Source organism: Dyadobacter soli, from assembly GCF_900101885.1.
GTDB lineage: Bacteria > Bacteroidota > Bacteroidia > Cytophagales > Spirosomataceae > Dyadobacter > Dyadobacter soli.
Map to the genome: position 1 here is coordinate 182,809 of NZ_FNAN01000009.1, position 18,131 is coordinate 200,939.

Below are 18,131 nucleotides of genomic sequence, written 5' to 3' on the forward strand. Positions count from 1 at the left end.
GGATTAATTAAATAAGTCGTTCATTGTAACCTGGTTCTGAACAAGGCCCAACGAGTTGGTGTTTTCGACCGTCCCGAATGTCGTGATCATCGTTAGGAAGGCCGATTTGTTTGTTTTTGTTTCACTTCTGAAAACTGCCAGTTTCTTCTCCAATTCAGCTTTGTAGGACTTAGTGATGATGAAGGGATTTTGCGAAAATTTGATTTCACAAATGGATATCAAGCGGTCTCTTCTGTCTATCAAAAGGTCTATCTGGGCCTCCTTCTTTGCGCTAAGCCAGGATGAAGTTTCCGTGTAAATACCGCTGATTCCCAGCGCCCGCTTCACGTTGTCGATATGGGCAAACACAATGTTTTCGTATGCGTAACCACTCCATGCGCGCCATGCAGGACTATCGATGCGGCTTAACCAGGTGCCGCTACCGGCAGCTTTACTGTTTTTGATGAATTTGAGGTAGAACAACGAATATTGGTCTGTCAGGCGGTAAATGCTTGTTTTGACCTTTTTTTCAAACGGAAGTGATTTGGAAATAAAACCGCTTTCCTCCAATTCCTGTAATAGTTGCGTCAGTGTCCCACCATTAACGAGTGGCGAAGTCCGGATAATTTCCTCGCGTGTCAGTCCTTGTGTTTTGGCAGCGAGTGCTTCAATGATGGCAATGTGCCTTTCGGCCTTCGAAAAAAGCGAGCGGTAGAGGTTTTCGTACTCAAAAGTAAGGAGGCCACCTTTGGTAAAACACGTTTTATCAATTACCTGAAATGCACTTAAACCGGGCTGGACCTCATTTAAATAAAAAGGAATGCCGCCCATTGCCATGTATAGCTGAATGATCTGGTAGTGGTCTAATACGATGTTTTTAATCTTGAAGAAGTGTTCTGTTTCTTTCAGGGTAAATGGTTCCAGTCTGATCCGCCTGGTAACCCGGTTGTGCAAGCCTCCTTTGTTATGAATCAGTTTATTGAGCATCCAGGAAGCGGCCGAACCGCAGACGACCAGCACGATGTCGGTTCGCGCGAAAGCCCAGCTGTTCCAGAAATGTTCCAGGCTTGACAAAAAGCCGGACCTGAATGTATCGATCCACGGAAGCTCGTCAAAGAGGATTACTTTTCTGGATGCTTTGAGGTTTTCCAAAAACCCTTTGAGCTGTTCAAATGCTGAAAACCAGTTGCCTGGTATGGTCCTTAGATTCTCGCTTTTCTCTGCACTTTGCAATGCGGAAGAAAAGTTGGCAAGTTGTTGAGCCATGGTCGCATTTGCGATGCCTGTCATCTGAAAGACGAGTTCTTTTTGATAGACATTTCGTATGAGAAAAGTCTTCCCAACCCTTCTACGCCCATAAATGGCTAAAAACTCGGCCTTCCCGCTCAGCAGAAGTTGTTTCATCTGAGCCTGCTCGTCCTGCCGACCTGCAACTTTCTCCATTTTATATCCAGCTTAATCTATACAATTATAGCTACTTTAAGCTGAATATAAAATCAAACTCAGCTTAATCTATACTTTCAGACCCACTTTAAGCTGAGTTTGATTTTTCCCGGCGACGCTTTTTGCACCCTTCACTAGTATATTTTGCGCAATTGTCAGTAATTAGGAAGTTGTATTCTGAACACCGAAAATCAATCCCCAGCCTTTTGAACCCTATGAAGAAACTATTTCCGCTTTCGCTGATCCTGTTTGGTGCGCTGCTGCTTGCGAGCTGCAACAAATCGGGCAATGTATCCAAAGAACAGGCCGAGAAAATCGCGGTGTCGTGGAAGCTCGTTAGCAATTTTATAGAGCCCGAGGGGAGGTTTGAGGCGCAGTTTACGATCCGAAATGGAAGCGATTTTGGATTGGATGGCTCCAACTGGAAGCTGTTCTGGAATATGTCGCCCAGGCCGATCCAATCGAACAAAACACCCCAGCCGGCGATCGTCGAGCATATCAATGGCGACTGGTACCAGATGATTGCCGCGAAGGATTTCAAACTGGCGCCGGGCGATTCGGTGGTGATCAAATATACGGGCACCGAAGGGGTGGTGAAGGAGACGGATGCGCCGCTGGGCTTGTATTTCGTGTTTTATGATAATGAGGGCAAGGAAAAGGACATTGTTCAGGTTGCTGATTATAAGATTGAACCATTTACTACCAGAGAGCAGATCCTGCGGGGCAAAATGGACCTAAAAGAGGTACCGACAGCCGAAACGCGTTACAAAGCCAATGCCGGATTTACGAAACTGGGAGAGGAGCAGCTTTTGAAAATTATCCCAAGCCCCGTGAAACTGGTTCCGGGAGCGGGTACTTTTTCGCTGACGGGCAAAACCAATGTGTATTACCAGGAAGGGCTTGAAAACGAGGCCAGATACCTGATCAGTAAATTAAAGACATTAACAGGCACGGATCTGCCGATTCAGGCCGGATTGCCGAATAAGCCTTCGTCGGAGGAAGCCGTTATTGTGTTGAAAACCGGTAAAGTCGCAGTCAATGGTGTTTCAACCGAAGCCTATAATTTGAATATCAATCAAAGTGGCATCACGATCGAGGGTAGCGACGCTGCGGGGGTATTCTATGGCGTGCAAAGCCTGTTGCAGCTCGCGCCGACGGAATCCTATCAAAAACCGGTCGCGTCGGTCGGCTTTGGTTTCGTGCAGGTGCAGGACGCGCCGCGGTTCCAGTTCCGGAGCCTGCATTTGGATGTAGCGCGTAATTTCCAGACCAAGGAGTCGGTGAAACGCATTATAGACCTGCTTTCGGGTTACAAGGTTAACCATTTGTTGCTTTATACCACCGAGGACGAAGGCTGGCGTATCGAGATCGACGGTTTGCCGGAGCTCACGCAGGTGGGCGCGCAACGCCAGCACACATCAGGCATGAATGCGAACGCATTGCACCCGGGTTACGGGTCGGGGCCGGTTGCTAATGAGAAAGACAAGCACGGAAGCGGCTACTATACCAAGGCCGATTTCATTGAAATACTCAAATATGCCCATGAGCGGCACATCAAAATTATCCCCGAGCTGAATTTTCCCGGCCATGCGCTGGCGGCGATCAAGTCGATGGAGGCGCGGTATGAGCGGTTGATGAAGGAAGGTAAGGAGAAAGAGGCGAACGAGTACCGCCTGATCGATCCGGACGATAAGTCGGTTTACATTTCGGCCCAAGGTTATAAGAACAATGTCGTGAGCCCGGCGCGGGAATCGACCTACAATTTCTTCGTGAAAGTAGTGGATGAAATCGCGAAGCTCTACCAGCAGGCCGGTTTGAAAATGGATACATTCCACACCGGCGGCGACGAGGTTGCGGACGGTGTCTGGACGAAATCGCCGATGGCGGCCAAGCTTTTGGCAGAACATCCGGAGGTGAAAGGGCCACGTTACTTGCAGACCTATTTTTTCAGAAAACTCCTTCCTATGCTCGAAAAGCGCGGCCTGAAAGTGCACGGCTGGGAAGAGGTAGCATTGAACAAGACGGAAACCGGCGCTTACCTGGCCAATCCCGAGTTTGTAGGGCGGCAAGTATATCCGTATGTCTGGAACAATGTGTACGATGTCGATTTGGGTAATCGTATGGCCAATGCGGGTTATCCCGTGGTGCTTTGCAATGTGACCAACTTCTATTTCGACATGTCATATAACAACGATCCGAAAGAACCGGGCTTGTACTGGGGCGGGTTTGTGGATACGCGCGACAACTGGGCATTTGCGCCATTCAATATGTTCCGTACCACCGAGGAAACTTCGATGGGCAAGCCGATGAAGCAGGAGTTTGTTGGAAAGCAATTAATGAAACCGGAGGCGAGAAAGAACGTTTACGGCGTGGAAGCACAACTTTGGAGCGAGACGATCAAGGGCCGCGATATGATGGAATATTCCATTTTGCCGAAGCTCCTCGGCTTCTCCGAAAGCGCCTGGGCGGCCGAGCGGAAGTGGGAAAATGTGGCCGACGATGCCGCCAGAAAAGTCATGATGGCCGAAGGCTGGAATATTTTTGCAAATTCGATAGCCCAAAAGCACTTGCCGAGACTAAAGTATATCAACGGGGGCTACAATTACCGCCTGCCTCAACCGGGCGCGATCATAGAAAACGGAATGCTGAAAGCGAATGTGGAACTGCCGGGCCTGGCGATCCGCTACACGACCGACGGTTCCGAGCCTACCGAAACTTCGCAGCTTTATGAAAATCCGGTGAAAGTTTCGGGTACTGTTACGCTGAAAAGCTTCGATCTGGCCGGACGATCGAGCCGCAGCAGTGTAGTGACAGCCCGTTGACGCAACACATCGTTTAACGCAGCTCAACTCCTCACCTTCGATGAACATTGGTGTAGATATCGGCGGCACGAATATTCGTGCCGGTATCGAATCGGGTGGCCATATTACCCGGCAAAATCAGACATTACTGGCCAACAAGCATTCACTCTCGGCCACGCTCGACCAGTTGATGGACGTGATCCGTCCATTGACGGCCTATCCCGTGAAGGGTATCGGCATCGGCGTGCCTTCCGTGGTGGATGTAAACAAAGGCATTGTATATAATGTGATGAATATCCCCTCGTGGGAGGAAGTGGCATTGCGCGACATCGTGGAAAAGGAGTTCAACCTGCCCGTTTCGGTGAATAACGACGTGAACTGCTTCATACTCGGCGAGCACCGTTTCGGATTGGCGCGGAAGTTCCAGTCGGTGATCGGGCTGGGGATCGGAACGGGGCTGGGCTCGGGCATTATCATCGACAACCACTTATATGCGGGCAAAAATTGCGGGGCAGGGGAGATCGGGATGCTGCCTTACAAGGATTCGATATTGGAGAATTATGTTTGCAGCCGCTTTTTCGAAGATTCACTGGGTATCGATGCCTTTGCGGCGCACGAGGCTGCATTGAAAGGCAGTAAGAAAGCCATCGAAGTCTGGGAAGAATTCGGCGTGCATTTGGGTGCGGTGATCAAGGCCATTATGTACACCTACGACCCGGAGGCGATTGTCATGGGCGGCTCCATTGCCAAAGCGAACCGGTTCTTTCAGGAAAGTATGCTGGAAAGTATCCAGGATTTTGCCTATCCGGAATCATTGAAAAAGCTCACTTTACTGCTATCCGAAAACGAGAACATCGCGTTGCTGGGCGCAGCGGCATTGCTCGACGATTGACGTAACAAAACCAAAACCCTTCCAATGCAAAGGAACATTTTCATCGTAGTACTGATCTTCCTGATCTTTTTCGTCATTTCCTTTCTGACCAATATCCTCGGGCCGATCATTCCCGACATTGTCAAAAGTTTCGACCTGAGCATTGGTCTGGCTGGCTTCCTGCCGTTCGCTTTCTTCGTCGCTTACGGGGTAATGTCGATTCCGGCGGGATTGATGGTGGAGAAGTTTGGTGAAAAAGTAATGCTGATCGGTGCGTTTCTGTTAGCATTCGGCGGTGCATTGCTGTTTGCATTGTTACCCGGCTTTTCTGTGGCATTGTTCTCTTTGTTCCTGATCGGCATTGGAATGGCCATTTTGCAGGTAGTGATTAACCCGTTGCTGCGTGTTTCGGGTGGGGAGGAAAAGTTCGCATTCTATTCGGTATTGGCACAGCTGTTTTTTGGCGCGGCGTCGTTTCTGAGCCCGTTGCTTTACAGCTATCTGGTGCTGAATGTGCATTCCCGGAATGGATATTCGGCGAATTCCGGTTTTTTAATTGATATACTCAATGGACTGGTGCCTGAAAACCTGAAATGGGTATCGCTCTACTGGGTTTTCGCGGTGATTGCGCTGGCGATGGTCGTGGTGATTGCATTGGTGCGCTTCCCCAAGGTGGAACTGCTGGAAGACGAGCGGATCGATGTGGGCAAGTCATTCAGCGAACTGGCGAATAACAGGCTGGTATGGCTGTTCTTCCTGGGCATATTCGCGTACGTGGGCACGGAGCAGGGTATTGCGAATTGGATCTCCCAATTTTTACAAACTTATCACGAGGTCGATCCGGCGACGACCGGCGCTTCCGTGATTTCCTATTTCTGGGGTTTGCTGACAATCGGCTGTTTCCTTGGATTGATATTGCTGAAAATCTTCGATAGCCGGAAAGTACTGTTATTTTTCACTTGCGGCGGCATTGTCTCATTACTAATGGCGCTGTTCGGCCCGAAAGGAATGGCATTGATGGGCTTCCCGATGGCCGGATTTTTCGCCTCGGTAATGTATTCGGTGATATTTTCACTGGCATTGAACTCGGTACCGAAGCATCATGGCACATTTTCCGGCATTCTGTGTGCAGGTATCGCTGGTGGCGCGGTAGTTCCGCTGATCGTCGGTGGGCTGGGTGAGCTGGTAGGGCTGCGGTTCGCGATGCTGTTTTTGCTCATTCCTTTGGGTTACATTGCGAGCATTGGTATTTGGGCCAAACCGCTGGTCAATAATGAAACGGTTTCGAGTGTAAAAGAGCTGTTCAAACTGGGTTAAAATTTAAGCGTCGCAAGATTCCGCTTGGCCGGCATTCCCTCATTTTTATGTACAAAATAATTCTCCTCCTCGATTTTGCCGAAGAATACAGCAAGAGCCTGATGAAGGGGATCAATGCGTATTCCAAGGAGTTCGGCCCCTGGATTTTCTGCCGGATGCCGCTTTTCCATCGGGAAACGATCGGGATCGACGGTATCCTCAAATGGGCGCTCGAATGGGGCGCCGACGGCATTGTGGGGCAGCTTTACAATAAGGAAATCGACAAAATCCTGCGGGCCGGAATCCCGGTCATCGCGCAGGACTTCAAAGAACGCTTCACCGAAATTCCCAACATTACGGGCGCCTACCATGAAGCCGGGCAAATGGGTGCGGATTACTTCTTGAAAAAAGGCTTTACCAACTTCGCATTCTACGGTTTCAACGACATCGTGTGGTCACGTGAGCGTGCGGAAGGTTTCGAAGAGCATTTGCGTAAGAAGGGCCATAAAGTGCACTATTTCGAACATAAAAAGGCGCGCTCGACGGAGCTCTGGTACTACAAACCCAGCTCGCTGAGCCGCTGGCTGAAATCACTGCCCAAGCCGATTGGCCTCATGACGTGCGACGATAACCAGGGCCAGCATATCACGGAGGCATGCCGGCACGTAGGCATACGCATACCCGAGGAAGTGGCTGTGCTGGGTGTGGATAATGATGAAATGATTTGCGACCTTTCCGATCCGCCACTTTCAAGCATTGCTTTGGATGCGGAAAAAGGCGGCTACGATGCCGCAAAGCTGCTCGATCAGATGATCAAACACGGCACGGCGGGGTATTATGATGTGATCGTGCGGCCTACGCAGGTTATCACCCGGCATTCCACAGACATTTACGCAACCAACGACGACCACATCGCCTCGTCGTTGAAATACATCCACCAGAATATCGACAAAAACCTGCACGTGGATGAAGTAGTGAAGCAGGTGCCTCTGTCGCGCCGGGCGTTGGAAAAGCGTTTCCTGGAAATCACCGGCTACCCCATTTACAAGTACATTTTTAATCTGCGCATCGAGAAATTCACGCAAAAACTGCTCGATACCGATATGTCCGTATTCGAAATCGCGCTGGACATGGGGCTGGGGGATAGCAAAAATATAGCCCGCCAATTCAGGCAGGCTAAGGGGTGTAGTCCGAGTGCTTATCGGAGTAAATATCTGGCTGGGAAATGAGTTTAGAGTTATGAGTTTAGAGTTTATGAGTTAAAAGTTTATGAGTTCAGAGTTTATGGGTTTAGAGTTCATGAGTCGAGAGTTTATGAGTTTAGAGTTTATAAGTTCAGAGTTTATCAGTAAAACCGTAAACTCTGAACCTTAAACTTATAGACTTTAAACTCTCGACTCATAAACTCTAAACTCTCGACTCATAAACTCCACTACCAGATCACAATCCTTGATGAATCCGGCAGTATCATTTTACTTCCTGCGCCGCAGGTCCATGCTGCCTGGAATTCTTTTAAATGCGGCAGCGGGCCGTTGATGCGGTCGCGGGCGGGTGAATGCGGGTCGGTTTGTACCTGGTTGCGCAATGCTTCGTTGGTCGTGTTCATGTGCCATACCTGCGCCCAGCCGAGGAAAAAGCGCTGTTTCCAGGTGAAGCCATCGATCGGTGCGGGTTCTTTGCCGTTGAACGATTTTTCCAAAGCGTAGTAGGCCAATGTCAGACCGCCAAGGTCGGCTACGTTTTCGCCGATGGTCAATGCGCCGTTGATCTTGAAGCCCGGCAATGCTTCAATGCCGCTGAAATAATCGATATAACGCTTGGTCAGTTTGTCGAAATTGGCGCGGTCGGAGGCTGTCCACCAGTTTTTGAGGTTCCCCTCGTCGTCGAACTGCGAACCCTGATCGTCGAAACCGTGGGTGAATTCGTGGCCGATCACAGCGATAATGCCGCCGTAGTTGATCGCATCATCCGCATTGCGGTTGTAGAACGGCGGTTGCAGGATACCGGCCGGGAATACCACTTCGTTGTTCAACGGGTTGTAATAGGCATTCACCGTCTGCGGCGTCATGAGCCATTCTTTCTTATCCACTTCCTTGCCGATCTTTTCCACTTGCTCTTTGTGCTGGAACAACGACGCCGCGATCACGTTTTCAAACAGCTTTTCGGGTGCGATTTCGATGGAGGAATAATCCTTCCATTTATCAGGATAGCCGATTTTGTAGGTAAATGCTTTCAGTTTCTTATGCGCTTTGGCCTTGGTGGAATCGCTCATCCAGGTCAGCTTGTCGATACGCTCGCCGTACACGGTACGCACGTTTTCGATCATTTCGGATACCTTTTTCTTGTCCTCTTCCGGGAAGTATTTTTTCACAAACAGCTTACCCAGCGGCATCCCCAGCAAACCATCGGTTGAGCGGATCGCCCGTTCCGTGCGGCCTTTCTGCTGCTTGGTACCACGCATTACAGTAGCGAAGAAGCGGAAATCTTCCTGGTCAAACTTTTTGGGCAGGAAGCCTGCGAAATTGGAAAGCAGCTGCCATTTGGTATACAGTTTCAATGTCGCGATGGGCGTTGCTTTCAGGAGTTTGTTCAGATTTTGGAGATAGGGCTTGTTCTGAACGATTACGGTATCCGTCTTGATATCCTGTTTATCCGCAAATGCCTTCTGGTCGAAATCGGGGATCAACTTTTCGAGATCGGCGAATGCCATTTTGTTGTAGGTCTTCACCGGATCGCGGAGCTCCACATTGGTCAGTTGCAGTTTCGCGACTTTCGTTTCGAAGTCGAGAATGGTCTGGCCCGGGTTAGCATCGGGGAAACCCGCCATCGAGAACATCTTGTCGACGTGCTTCACAAATTCCCCGCGTACTTTCACTGTGCTGGAATCGGTGCGGTCGTAGTAGCTACGCTCGCCGAGGCTCAGGCCGTCCTGGCCCTGGTAGAGGATATTGACCTTGCTATTTCTCAAATCACCTTCCACACCGAAGCCGGTGACGGTTTCGACGCCTACTTTTTGCAACTCACCCGTTACGGCGGCGAGGTCTTTGAGGGAAGTGACTGCATTGATTTTGTCGAGGTAAGGCTTCAAAGGTTCCAACGCACGTTTCTCTACTGTTGCAGTATCGAGGAACGATTGGTAGTAATCGGCTATCTGCTGCTCTTCGCTACCTTTCTTACGGTCCTGCACCTTGGTGATCTCTTCGATAATGCCTTTCAGGCGCACCTCCTTATTTTCCTTGTCCAATATCCCGAATGCGCCCCAGCGGCTTTCCGTACCGGGTATAGGGTTGTTCTTTTTCCAACCTCCGTTCGCATAGGCATCGAAGTCGTCACAGGCTTTCGCCGTCGAGTCGAGCGAGGTCAGCTCGAAGCCGGGTACTTTCGTCGTGTCGGTTTCTTCCTTTTCTTTTTTACATCCTGCCAGGCTCACCACAAGGGCCAGCGCGGCAGCGCGGAATGCGACTGATTTCATTTTTTGATGTATTTGTTTTTGAAGTATATAAAAAGACTTAGTGAATGCCGCCCATCCAGCCCTTGATCGGCTTCCAAAACACGAGCAGAATCAGACCAAAAATGGTGGTGATAATGGCCACCTGATTGAACAGTGCCGGCATTTGCATGATATTCGATTCGTCGAAACCACCCGCGAAAAGTCCGGCGATGAGGTTACCCAGCGACGCACCTACAAACCAGATACCCATCAACTGGCTCACATAGCGCTTGGGCGCCAGTTTGGTGTAAGAACTCAAACCCACAGGGCTAACGCAAAGCTCGCCGATCGTATGCAGGAAGTAAGTAAATGTGAGAAAAAATGGTGAAGCCAGCTCGCCTTTCACCGCAATGTTCGAAGCTGCAACCATTACGAAAAAGCTTAGACCAAGCAGTATCAAGCCCATCGCAAACTTTACGGGAATGGAAGGGTTGCGGTTTTTGGAAGAAAGCGATATCCAGAGGCTCGCGAGCACGGGAGCGAAGATCAGTACAAATGTAGGCTGGAAGTTCTGGAACCAGCTGGATGGTACTTCCCAGCCGCCGATCATGCGTTGGGTATGGCGCTCGGCGAAGATCTGCAATGAAGTTCCCGCCTGCTCATATCCCGCCCAGAACAATGCAATGGCCAGAAACAGGATGATCAGCACGCCGACACGGTATTTCTCCACGCGTGTGAGCCCGCCTGCTACGAGGATAAATAGGAAGTACGCCGCAGAAATAGATACGATAATGATGCCGGCACCTTGCGCGAGGCCTTGCGCGGTAGTCATATTAATAATGCCTGTCGATTGCAGCACGACCAGGAACACAACGAGCAATGCAATCAACCCGTAACCCAGCATTTTGCTGTTGCCTGATGCCGGTGCGGCAACTTCCTCGCCGGCTTCCCTTGCAGACGGCACTTCGCCCAACCCTTTCAGGTGTATTGCGCTTCCATAGCGGAATACGATAAGGCCCAGTAACATTCCAATAGCGGCCGCTCCGAAGCCCATATGCCAGTTTACCTTTTCACCCAGATATCCCACAATGGCAATGCCCAGGAATGAACCCAGGTTGATACCCATATAGAAAATAGAGAATGCTGCATCACGCCGCGCGCCGCCTTCCGGGTACAGTTCTCCCACAATGGAGCTGATATTTGGTTTCAAAAGCCCGGTACCAATGGCAACCGTACTCAATCCCAGGAAAAATATCGCCGAACCGGCCGGAATTGCCAGGATAATGTGCCCCAGCATGATGACGATCCCCCCGTACCAGATGGCTTTTTTCTGGCCCAGAATATTATCTGCCAACCAGCCGCCGGGCAATGTGAGCAAGTAAACGGATGCGGTATAGAGCCCGTAAATGGCAGTGCCTTCGCCTGCACTCATTCCCATTCCGCCTTTGATATTATCGAGGAGAAAAAGCAGAAGAATGGCCCGCATGCCATAGTAGCTGAAACGTTCCCACATTTCGGCAAAGAACAAGACATACAGTCCTTTGGGGTGTTTTTGGGAAATCTGTGAAGACATAGAAAGAGAAGTGTTTTATTTGGTTTTTGGGGTTGTAAACAGATGTTTTTATCGTGCAAGATAGGAATTATGGGTAAATATCAATCACTCACCAAAATAAAAGCGGTAGCAGTGTGTAACCACTGCTACCGCTCAGAATAAACGGTTTAGCTACCGGATTATTTAACGGAGAATGACCCTTCGCCGATCGAAAATCCTTCGGCATAAAGCTCGATCGTGTACTTGCCCGACGTGAATGGCGCGTCGCGGTCGTACATGATACTTACGTCCTGGTTGTTGTTGGAATAGGTAATGTCTTTGCTGATCGTGTAACCCTGTTCCTGTCCATTATACTGGAAAACGCCGGAACCGGTTTTGGTATCCGAAATGGTGGCGCCGCTCGGATCGATGATGCGTAAATAGACGGTTTTGTCATCGGCGGCGGTCAGCGGGTTCTTTTCCAGGATGAAATCCACCCGCACTTTATCCACTCTTTTAGACTTTACATTCTCACCTTCGCGGACTTTACCTTTGGACGATACTGCGTACACCTTCACGTTACGTGCGCGCAAAGCTGCTGCCATCGTTACCTTCGATTCGAGCTCGGTGTTTTGGGCCTGAACGCCGGTGAGCGAGTCGCGTACTGCCTGGCGGCTGGTCTGCAACTCGGTTTTCTCCTGGGTAAGGCCTTCGTTCTGGCTGATCAGCTGCTGGTTTTCTTCGCGAAGCTGAGCAATCTCGGTGTCCTTTTTGGTGAGAAATTCCTCATACTCTTTGATTTTCCGGCCCATGTTCGCATTGCCTTTGCGTAATGCGGCACGGTCGTTTTCGAGGGAAGCTTTCACTTTTTGCAGTTCAGCCACATCGCCGCCAAGGTTTTGCACTTCCAGAATGCGGGCGTCGAGCTGTTTGGAGATAGAGTCCAGCTTGATTTCAGAAGATGCGAGTTCCTGAACCCGGGCTGTGAGGTCAGTTTCCTGCTTTTGTGTGATGTTGTGTTCTTTGTAATAAAGGTATCCGAACACGGCTGCCAGAATAGTCATCAGGATCAATCCTACGACCAGACCGGTATTGCTTTTTCTTTCCATAATCTACGTTTAGGTTTTGGTGATATAGTTTATGGAATATGTACAAAAAAGCATGCCACTACTATACGTTGTATGAAATGCCAACAAGCAAAAAGCGGATGGAAGACTTTGCTTCCACCCGCTTTTGCATATTCTTTTAAATACTAATAATCACCTCCGGCACCGCCGCCACCAAAACTACCTCCGCCAAACCCTCCGAAGCCGCCACCATCGCCGCCTCCAAATCCACCCCAGTTGCCGGACGAACTGCCGCGACCAGAATGCGTTTCGTAAGGGAAGAAGATTGGAGGAATGCCCATATTGCCGTAGCCGCGGTTACCGCCTCCTCCGCCACGGTTTCGGAATATGATAATCATAATGATGATGAATATGATCACGACGATCAGCAGGGGAGAGAAGCCGCCGCCTTCACCACTATCCTGCTTCGGATCGGCCTTGTACTCACCCGTCGCATACTTGAATATCATATCGACGCCGTCGTTGAGGCCCTGGTAAAATTGCCCGGCCTTGAACTGCGGCGTGATGACTTGTGATACTATGCGTTTGGCAATGGCGTCCGGTACGGCGCCCTCGAGGCCGTAGCCTGTGGCAATGAAAACCTTCCGCTCCTTGGGTGCCCAAAGCAGCACGATGCCGTTGTTTTTACCTTTCTGACCCACACCCCATTCGGTCCCGAGCTTAAATGCATAGTCGGCAATGGGGTAATCCCCGAGCGTAGGCACGATCACGATTACGATCTGGGATGACGTAGAGTCGTTGTAGGAGACCAGTTTCTGTTCCAATTGCGCCTCCTCCGACGGGTTGAGCTGGTTGGCGAGGTCGTTGACGAGCCTTGGCGGATCGGGCTTGGGCGGAATATCCTGCGCCTGCACACCGGCGAATGCGGTGATGACCAGTAGCAGGTAAATGATGAATTGCTTCATAGGTTAGTGGCCGAACGAAATATCATCCGGAAGTTCATTGATGTCGCCGGACTGGTAAGGGAAGTATTTTTTCAGTTGAATACCGGCTTCGAGAATACCGTGGCGAAGCCCTTCCTTGAATTCCCCGGCTTTGAAATGGTTGCGTAAAAGCTCTTTGGTACTGTCCCAAAAACTCGCGGTTACCTTTTCATCGATCCCCTTATCACCGAGTACTGCAAATTTCCGGTCTTCGTAAGCGAGGTAAAACAATACCCCGTTGCGTTCGGCGGTTTCGTGCAGGTGCAGGAAGAGGAACACCTCTTTGGCCCGGTCCATGACGTCCGGTGTGGGGCATTTCTTTTCAATATGCACTTTTACTTCACCGGAAGTCTGTTTTTCCGCTTCCTGAATCGCCTCAATAATGTATTGCTGCTCTTCGTCGGTGAAAAATAAGGGTTCGGTTGCCATGGGGCCGGATGATACGGATGGATGAAAAACATTGCGCCGGGCTATTGAATGGGCCCGGCGCTGAAACTTAGAATTGTACGGTAGGCGCTTTTTCGGAACCCGGAGCGGCGGTGAAGTAGCCTTTCTGGGAGAAGCCGAACACCCCGGCGAAGAGGTTGGTCGGGAAGGTGCGCACTTCCTGGTTATAGTCTTTCACCACCGTGTTGAACTTGCCGCGTTCCACGGTAATGCGGTTTTCGGTGCCTTCGAGCTGGGCTTGCAGTTCGAGGAAGTTCTGGTTGGCTTTCAGCTGCGGATATTGTTCCACCGAAACGAGCAGGCGTGACAACGAACCGCTCAACTGATCCTGCGCCGCCTGGAATTTAGCGATGTTTTCAGGGGTAAGCTGGTCGGCATTGATCGTCGTTTGCGTGGCTTTGCTACGCGCTTCGATCACGGCCGTCAATGTGCTTTTTTCAAAATCGGCTGCACCTTTTACGGTGTTGACGAGGTTGGGGATAAGGTCGGCGCGACGCTGGTACTGGCTTTCTACGCCTGCCCAGGCTTCTTTTACAACCTCATCTTTTTGTACGAGGCCGTTATATTTACCGCAGCCAACGAATCCGAGAATCAGAACTACGACGATAACTGCAATGAGTCCTTTTGACATTTTATATTCAGTTTAGTGTTATTGAATTGGATTCAAAGTTGACCAAAGCTAGCAAAATCTTTAAGAAAAACTACATAACCGGTTCCCTGAGGCAATATGGGTCTGCTAGCACGGGATGGCGGGTTTTTGAAGTAAAAATCAGGTAAATTAATCTTCTCCGACGCCTGCCAGGTTGTTCCACCGGCCCCAGTTTACGGATGCCTCGTAGTCCAACAGGAGGCTTTCGAAATACATTGCGCCCCATGTCCAGTTGATGTCCAGGTCGTCGACCAGGTAGCTGGTTGCCGACTCGCGCTCCGCTGCCGTAATGAAGCCGGTATCAGTTAGCTTCCGGATAATGTCATTTACTGTATGACTTTCGGTTTCGCCATTTGTCCATTTCTCGAATGCCGCATTATCGTTCTTCCAGCGACGGTTGAAAAGATGCTTCACGCCGCTCGGCTTAAACATGCGTGGGCCAAACCGGAGCAATGTCCAATGCAGGTACTCTCTTCTCAGGAGGTTTGTAATAATGGCATCCTCCGTTACCGCGTGCGATTGGGCGGTTTTTACGCTGCGATAAATATAGGATGCCGAAATGCAGCCCAGCGAGAGCCAGTCGGAAAGGCGGGTGTCGGTGAGCGGCTCGGCGGAAGGGTAGGTAATGTCTTTTTTGACATATTCCGCTACATACTCTTTCAAAATAGCCAATGCCTGCGTTTCTCCGCCGGATAATGCGGCTGCGGTGTCTGCCGGTATTTCATTTGGATCGATGCCTAGCTCGGGTAATGCCGGAATAGAGCCAGCTTCAATGTCGGCAGGTAATGTGATCTTTTCCGGCGTCGGGAACTGGTCCTTTATTTTAAGGTCGTTGCTCAGCAAGCGCTCAAACTCGGGAAAGCCGGAAGGGAGCTTGGATACCGGGAACGGCAGGTCGGGCGCACTGATCATCGTGTCCATCCAGAACAGCTTGATGTCGACATTCGCGGTTTTGAGGTTTTTACTCAATGAAGACTCGATGCGGGTTTCCTGCGGCGCTATTTCCTTACTCGTGTAAACATAGTCGGCATTGTAATCTTCGGCGAGTTTGGCCACGATCTCCTCAGGCTTGCCGGTGCGAATGAGCAGGTCGCCGCCTTTCTGACGGATATTTTCGCGGAGCTCGGCTACGGATTCAATCAAAAAACGCGCGCGCAATGCACCCGTTCTGCGGAAACCTAGTTTTGTCTTTTCAAACTGACGGGGATCAAATACATATATGGGGATGATTTCATCTGCGGAACCAGCGGCAGCGGAAAGTGCCTGGTTATCCTTTAACCTCAAATCATTCCTGAACCAATAGATAATGCGTCGGGCCATTGATACTAACTGATAATTACGCTTGGGGATATATTATGAAATGCAAGTATACAAAAATGAACCGGCCACGATGGCAAGCTCCTATAGGAAAAAGCCCGCTGCGAAAACGATCGGTTCGCAGCGGGCTTTTCTACGGTTGAGTAAATCAATAACTCAAAATAGTGAATTCCGTACGGCGGTTGCGCTGGTGCTCTTCCTCTGTTTTGGCGTTGGGAATAATGAGTTCCCTTTCGCCATAACCTTTGGCTTCCATTCTGTCGGCTTCAATGCCTTTGGAGTTCAGGTATGCCACTGCGGATTCGGCGCGGTTTTGTGAGAGCGTCATGTTATATGCGTCGGTTGCACGCGCATCCGTGTGTGAGCTGAGCTCGATGGTCATCGTCGGGTTGTCTTTCAGGATCTGAACCAACTTATCCAGCTCTACCGCCGCGTCGGGGCGGATATTGTATTTGTTCAAATCGTAATAAATGTTTTCCAGAACGAAGGTTTTGTTCAGTTCCAGCTTGTCGAGCTTGATAGTCACATTGAAAGTAGTATCCGTCAATTCTTTGGTCAGGAAGATCGGCGGAATGTTGCGGCCCGACATCGAAAACGGCTCCCGCTTGCTGATATAGCCTTTACGTTGAACGAGCAACTGGTAGGCCTGGCCTTCTTCCACCGGCTGTCTGCCGAACTTGCCATCTTTCGCCGTCGGAAACTCGGCGATTTGCGTATCCGAAGTATCCGGCAGGATATGTACCACCGCAGAATCGATCGGGGTAGGGGTTTCACCATTCGCGACCACATTTCCGGCGAGGAAGTAGCGGACTACTTTGCGCTTACCGTTAATGTAGTTGGGATTGTTCGGATTAAGCGGGTCGTTCGGATCGTTATTTTTGGCGATTTTGGTCGTGTCTTCCTCTTCCGGTCCGGCGAAGTAATAAATGTCGTCGTCGCCTTTGCCGCCATCGCGGTTCGATGCGAAGAAACCTTTGGTCAGGTTTTGGTAAAATACTAATCCAAAATCGTCCTGCGGGCTATTGAACGGCAGTCCAAGGTTTTCAATCGTAATGACACCCTGTGTTCTGGTTGCCGAGAACAAATCCAGCTTGCCGAGGCCGGGGTGGCCGTCGGAAGCGAAGTAGAGTTTTCCGCCTTCGGCTACGTAAGGGAACATATCGTCGCCGGGCGTATTAATGTCGCGGCCCATATTCACCGGACGGCTGAACCGGCCCGATGCGTCCATATTGGTACGGTAAATATCGATGCCACCAATGCCGCCTGCACGGTTCGAAGCGAAGTAGAGCGTTTTGCCGTCACGCGAGAATGCAGGCGAGCCGTCCCATGCGAGCGAGTCGTTAATGGGCAGCGAAGCGGGAGGTGTCCATTGGCCATTGATATTACGGCTCATATAAAGGTCCACATCGACGCTGCTGTTTTTCTTGCCTGTGTTTCCTCTTGCAAAAACCAAAGTCTTACCATCCGGGGAGAATGCAGGCGATCCTTCATTGGCATCGGGCGAAAATATCTCCTGGCTGAATACAACAGGGCTTCCCTGCGTGTTGCCCGGGTCGGATGCGATGTTGATTTTATAGAGGCCCAGCATCGGCTGGCCGTTGTTCTTATAAATCTTTTCTTTTTTCGAAGAAGAGAATACCAGTTCGTTCCCTACGATCGTCGGCGCGAATTCGGAACCTGCGGTGTTCAGAGGCAGGTCTTTCAGCTCGACCTCCATTTTATTGGCCTTCAAACGGTCGGCAATGCGAATGATTTCCACTTCACGTAATGCCCTTTCCTGTAAGTTCTGCGGAACGTTCTCGGTTTTGGCAAATTCGGAAAACTGGGTGGAGGCGCCGGCGTAGTCTCCGGTTGTTTTCAATGCATAAGCATATTGGAAACGGGCATCCGGATTGGTAATGCCGCCGTCGAGCGCTTGTTTGTAGTAGGGAACGGCTTCTTTGAAGCGGTTGGAGAGCCGGTAGGATTCCGCGATCAGGTAGCTCGTTTGCACCGGTTCGATATTGGCTTCGGCGGCTTTCTGGAAACCCTTGATGGCGAGGTCGTATTCTCCGTTCGCAAATTTCTTTTGGCCGTCTTTGTAGGCCTGCATCGCCGAGTTGCAGCCGGACAAATATAAACACGTGGCAAAACAAACTATGAGAGTAAAGTAACTCCGGAAAAGTTTCATAATGTAGAGTATAAAATCAAACGATTCGACGCGCACTGGGTTTCTGAAAAACAATACTAATAAACAACGATTGGAAATAAAATTCGGGATACCAGATAGGAAGAATTTTATTCGAAAAATGAGCATTTCACGATTTATACCCGCTTT

General features: G+C 50.2%; 13 protein-coding genes. 4 read left to right on the plus strand and 9 right to left on the minus strand.

Annotation, left to right across the window (positions count from 1 at the left end; translation table 11 throughout):
* Positions 1-3 precede the first annotated feature (3 nt).
* Positions 4-1,422, minus strand: a complete 1,419-nt coding sequence (locus BLQ88_RS16045; protein ID WP_090151972.1) for an AAA family ATPase — start codon at positions 1,420-1,422, stop codon at positions 4-6.
* 215 nt (positions 1,423-1,637) lie between these two features.
* Here BLQ88_RS16045 and BLQ88_RS16050 point away from each other — a divergent pair, with 215 nt between their 5' ends.
* The 4 genes from BLQ88_RS16050 to BLQ88_RS16065 are packed head-to-tail and all read left to right on the plus strand — an operon-like array spanning position 1,638 to position 7,619.
* Entirely contained in the window at positions 1,638-4,244 is a 2,607-nt protein-coding gene (locus tag BLQ88_RS16050; protein WP_090151975.1) for a family 20 glycosylhydrolase, read from the plus strand.
* Positions 4,245-4,284: 40 nt separating this feature from the next.
* Complete coding sequence (locus BLQ88_RS16055; protein ID WP_090151977.1) at positions 4,285-5,115, plus strand: ROK family protein; 831 nt, start codon at positions 4,285-4,287, stop codon at positions 5,113-5,115.
* Between the two features lie 24 nt (positions 5,116-5,139).
* Positions 5,140-6,411, plus strand: a complete 1,272-nt coding sequence (locus tag BLQ88_RS16060) for a sugar MFS transporter (RefSeq protein ID WP_090151980.1) — start codon at positions 5,140-5,142, stop codon at positions 6,409-6,411.
* Positions 6,412-6,458: 47 nt separating this feature from the next.
* Entirely contained in the window at positions 6,459-7,619 is a 1,161-nt protein-coding gene (locus tag BLQ88_RS16065; RefSeq protein WP_090151983.1) for an AraC family transcriptional regulator, read from the plus strand.
* A 203-nt stretch (positions 7,620-7,822) separates the two neighbouring features.
* Here BLQ88_RS16065 and BLQ88_RS16070 read toward each other — a convergent pair whose 3' ends face one another.
* From BLQ88_RS16070 to BLQ88_RS16105, 8 genes are all read right to left on the minus strand, one after another.
* Positions 7,823-9,862 carry a M13 family metallopeptidase gene (locus tag BLQ88_RS16070; protein ID WP_090151986.1) on the minus strand — a complete coding sequence of 680 codons (2,040 nt, stop codon included), beginning with the start codon at positions 9,860-9,862 and terminating at the stop codon, positions 7,823-7,825.
* A 37-nt stretch (positions 9,863-9,899) separates the two neighbouring features.
* Positions 9,900-11,393, minus strand: a complete 1,494-nt coding sequence (locus tag BLQ88_RS16075) for a peptide MFS transporter (RefSeq protein ID WP_090151989.1) — start codon at positions 11,391-11,393, stop codon at positions 9,900-9,902.
* Between the two features lie 158 nt (positions 11,394-11,551).
* A complete protein-coding gene (locus tag BLQ88_RS16080; protein WP_090151992.1) occupies positions 11,552-12,460 on the minus strand; it encodes a DUF8428 domain-containing protein in 909 nt (302 codons plus the stop codon).
* A 143-nt stretch (positions 12,461-12,603) separates the two neighbouring features.
* Positions 12,604-13,383 carry a TPM domain-containing protein gene (locus tag BLQ88_RS16085; protein ID WP_090151994.1) on the minus strand — a complete coding sequence of 260 codons (780 nt, stop codon included), beginning with the start codon at positions 13,381-13,383 and terminating at the stop codon, positions 12,604-12,606.
* A 3-nt stretch (positions 13,384-13,386) separates the two neighbouring features.
* Positions 13,387-13,830: a TPM domain-containing protein gene (locus BLQ88_RS16090; protein ID WP_090151997.1), complete on the minus strand. Its 444-nt coding sequence runs from the start codon at positions 13,828-13,830 to the stop codon at positions 13,387-13,389.
* Positions 13,831-13,897: 67 nt separating this feature from the next.
* Positions 13,898-14,479, minus strand: coding sequence for a LemA family protein (locus BLQ88_RS16095; RefSeq protein WP_090152000.1), 582 nt, complete (start codon positions 14,477-14,479; stop codon positions 13,898-13,900).
* Between the two features lie 147 nt (positions 14,480-14,626).
* A complete protein-coding gene (locus BLQ88_RS16100) occupies positions 14,627-15,817 on the minus strand; it encodes a deoxyribodipyrimidine photo-lyase (RefSeq protein ID WP_090152003.1) in 1,191 nt (396 codons plus the stop codon).
* Positions 15,818-15,962: 145 nt separating this feature from the next.
* Positions 15,963-17,984, minus strand: a complete 2,022-nt coding sequence (locus BLQ88_RS16105) for a CHU_0125 family OmpA-like outer membrane integrity protein (protein ID WP_510185988.1) — start codon at positions 17,982-17,984, stop codon at positions 15,963-15,965.
* Positions 17,985-18,131 lie beyond the last annotated feature (147 nt).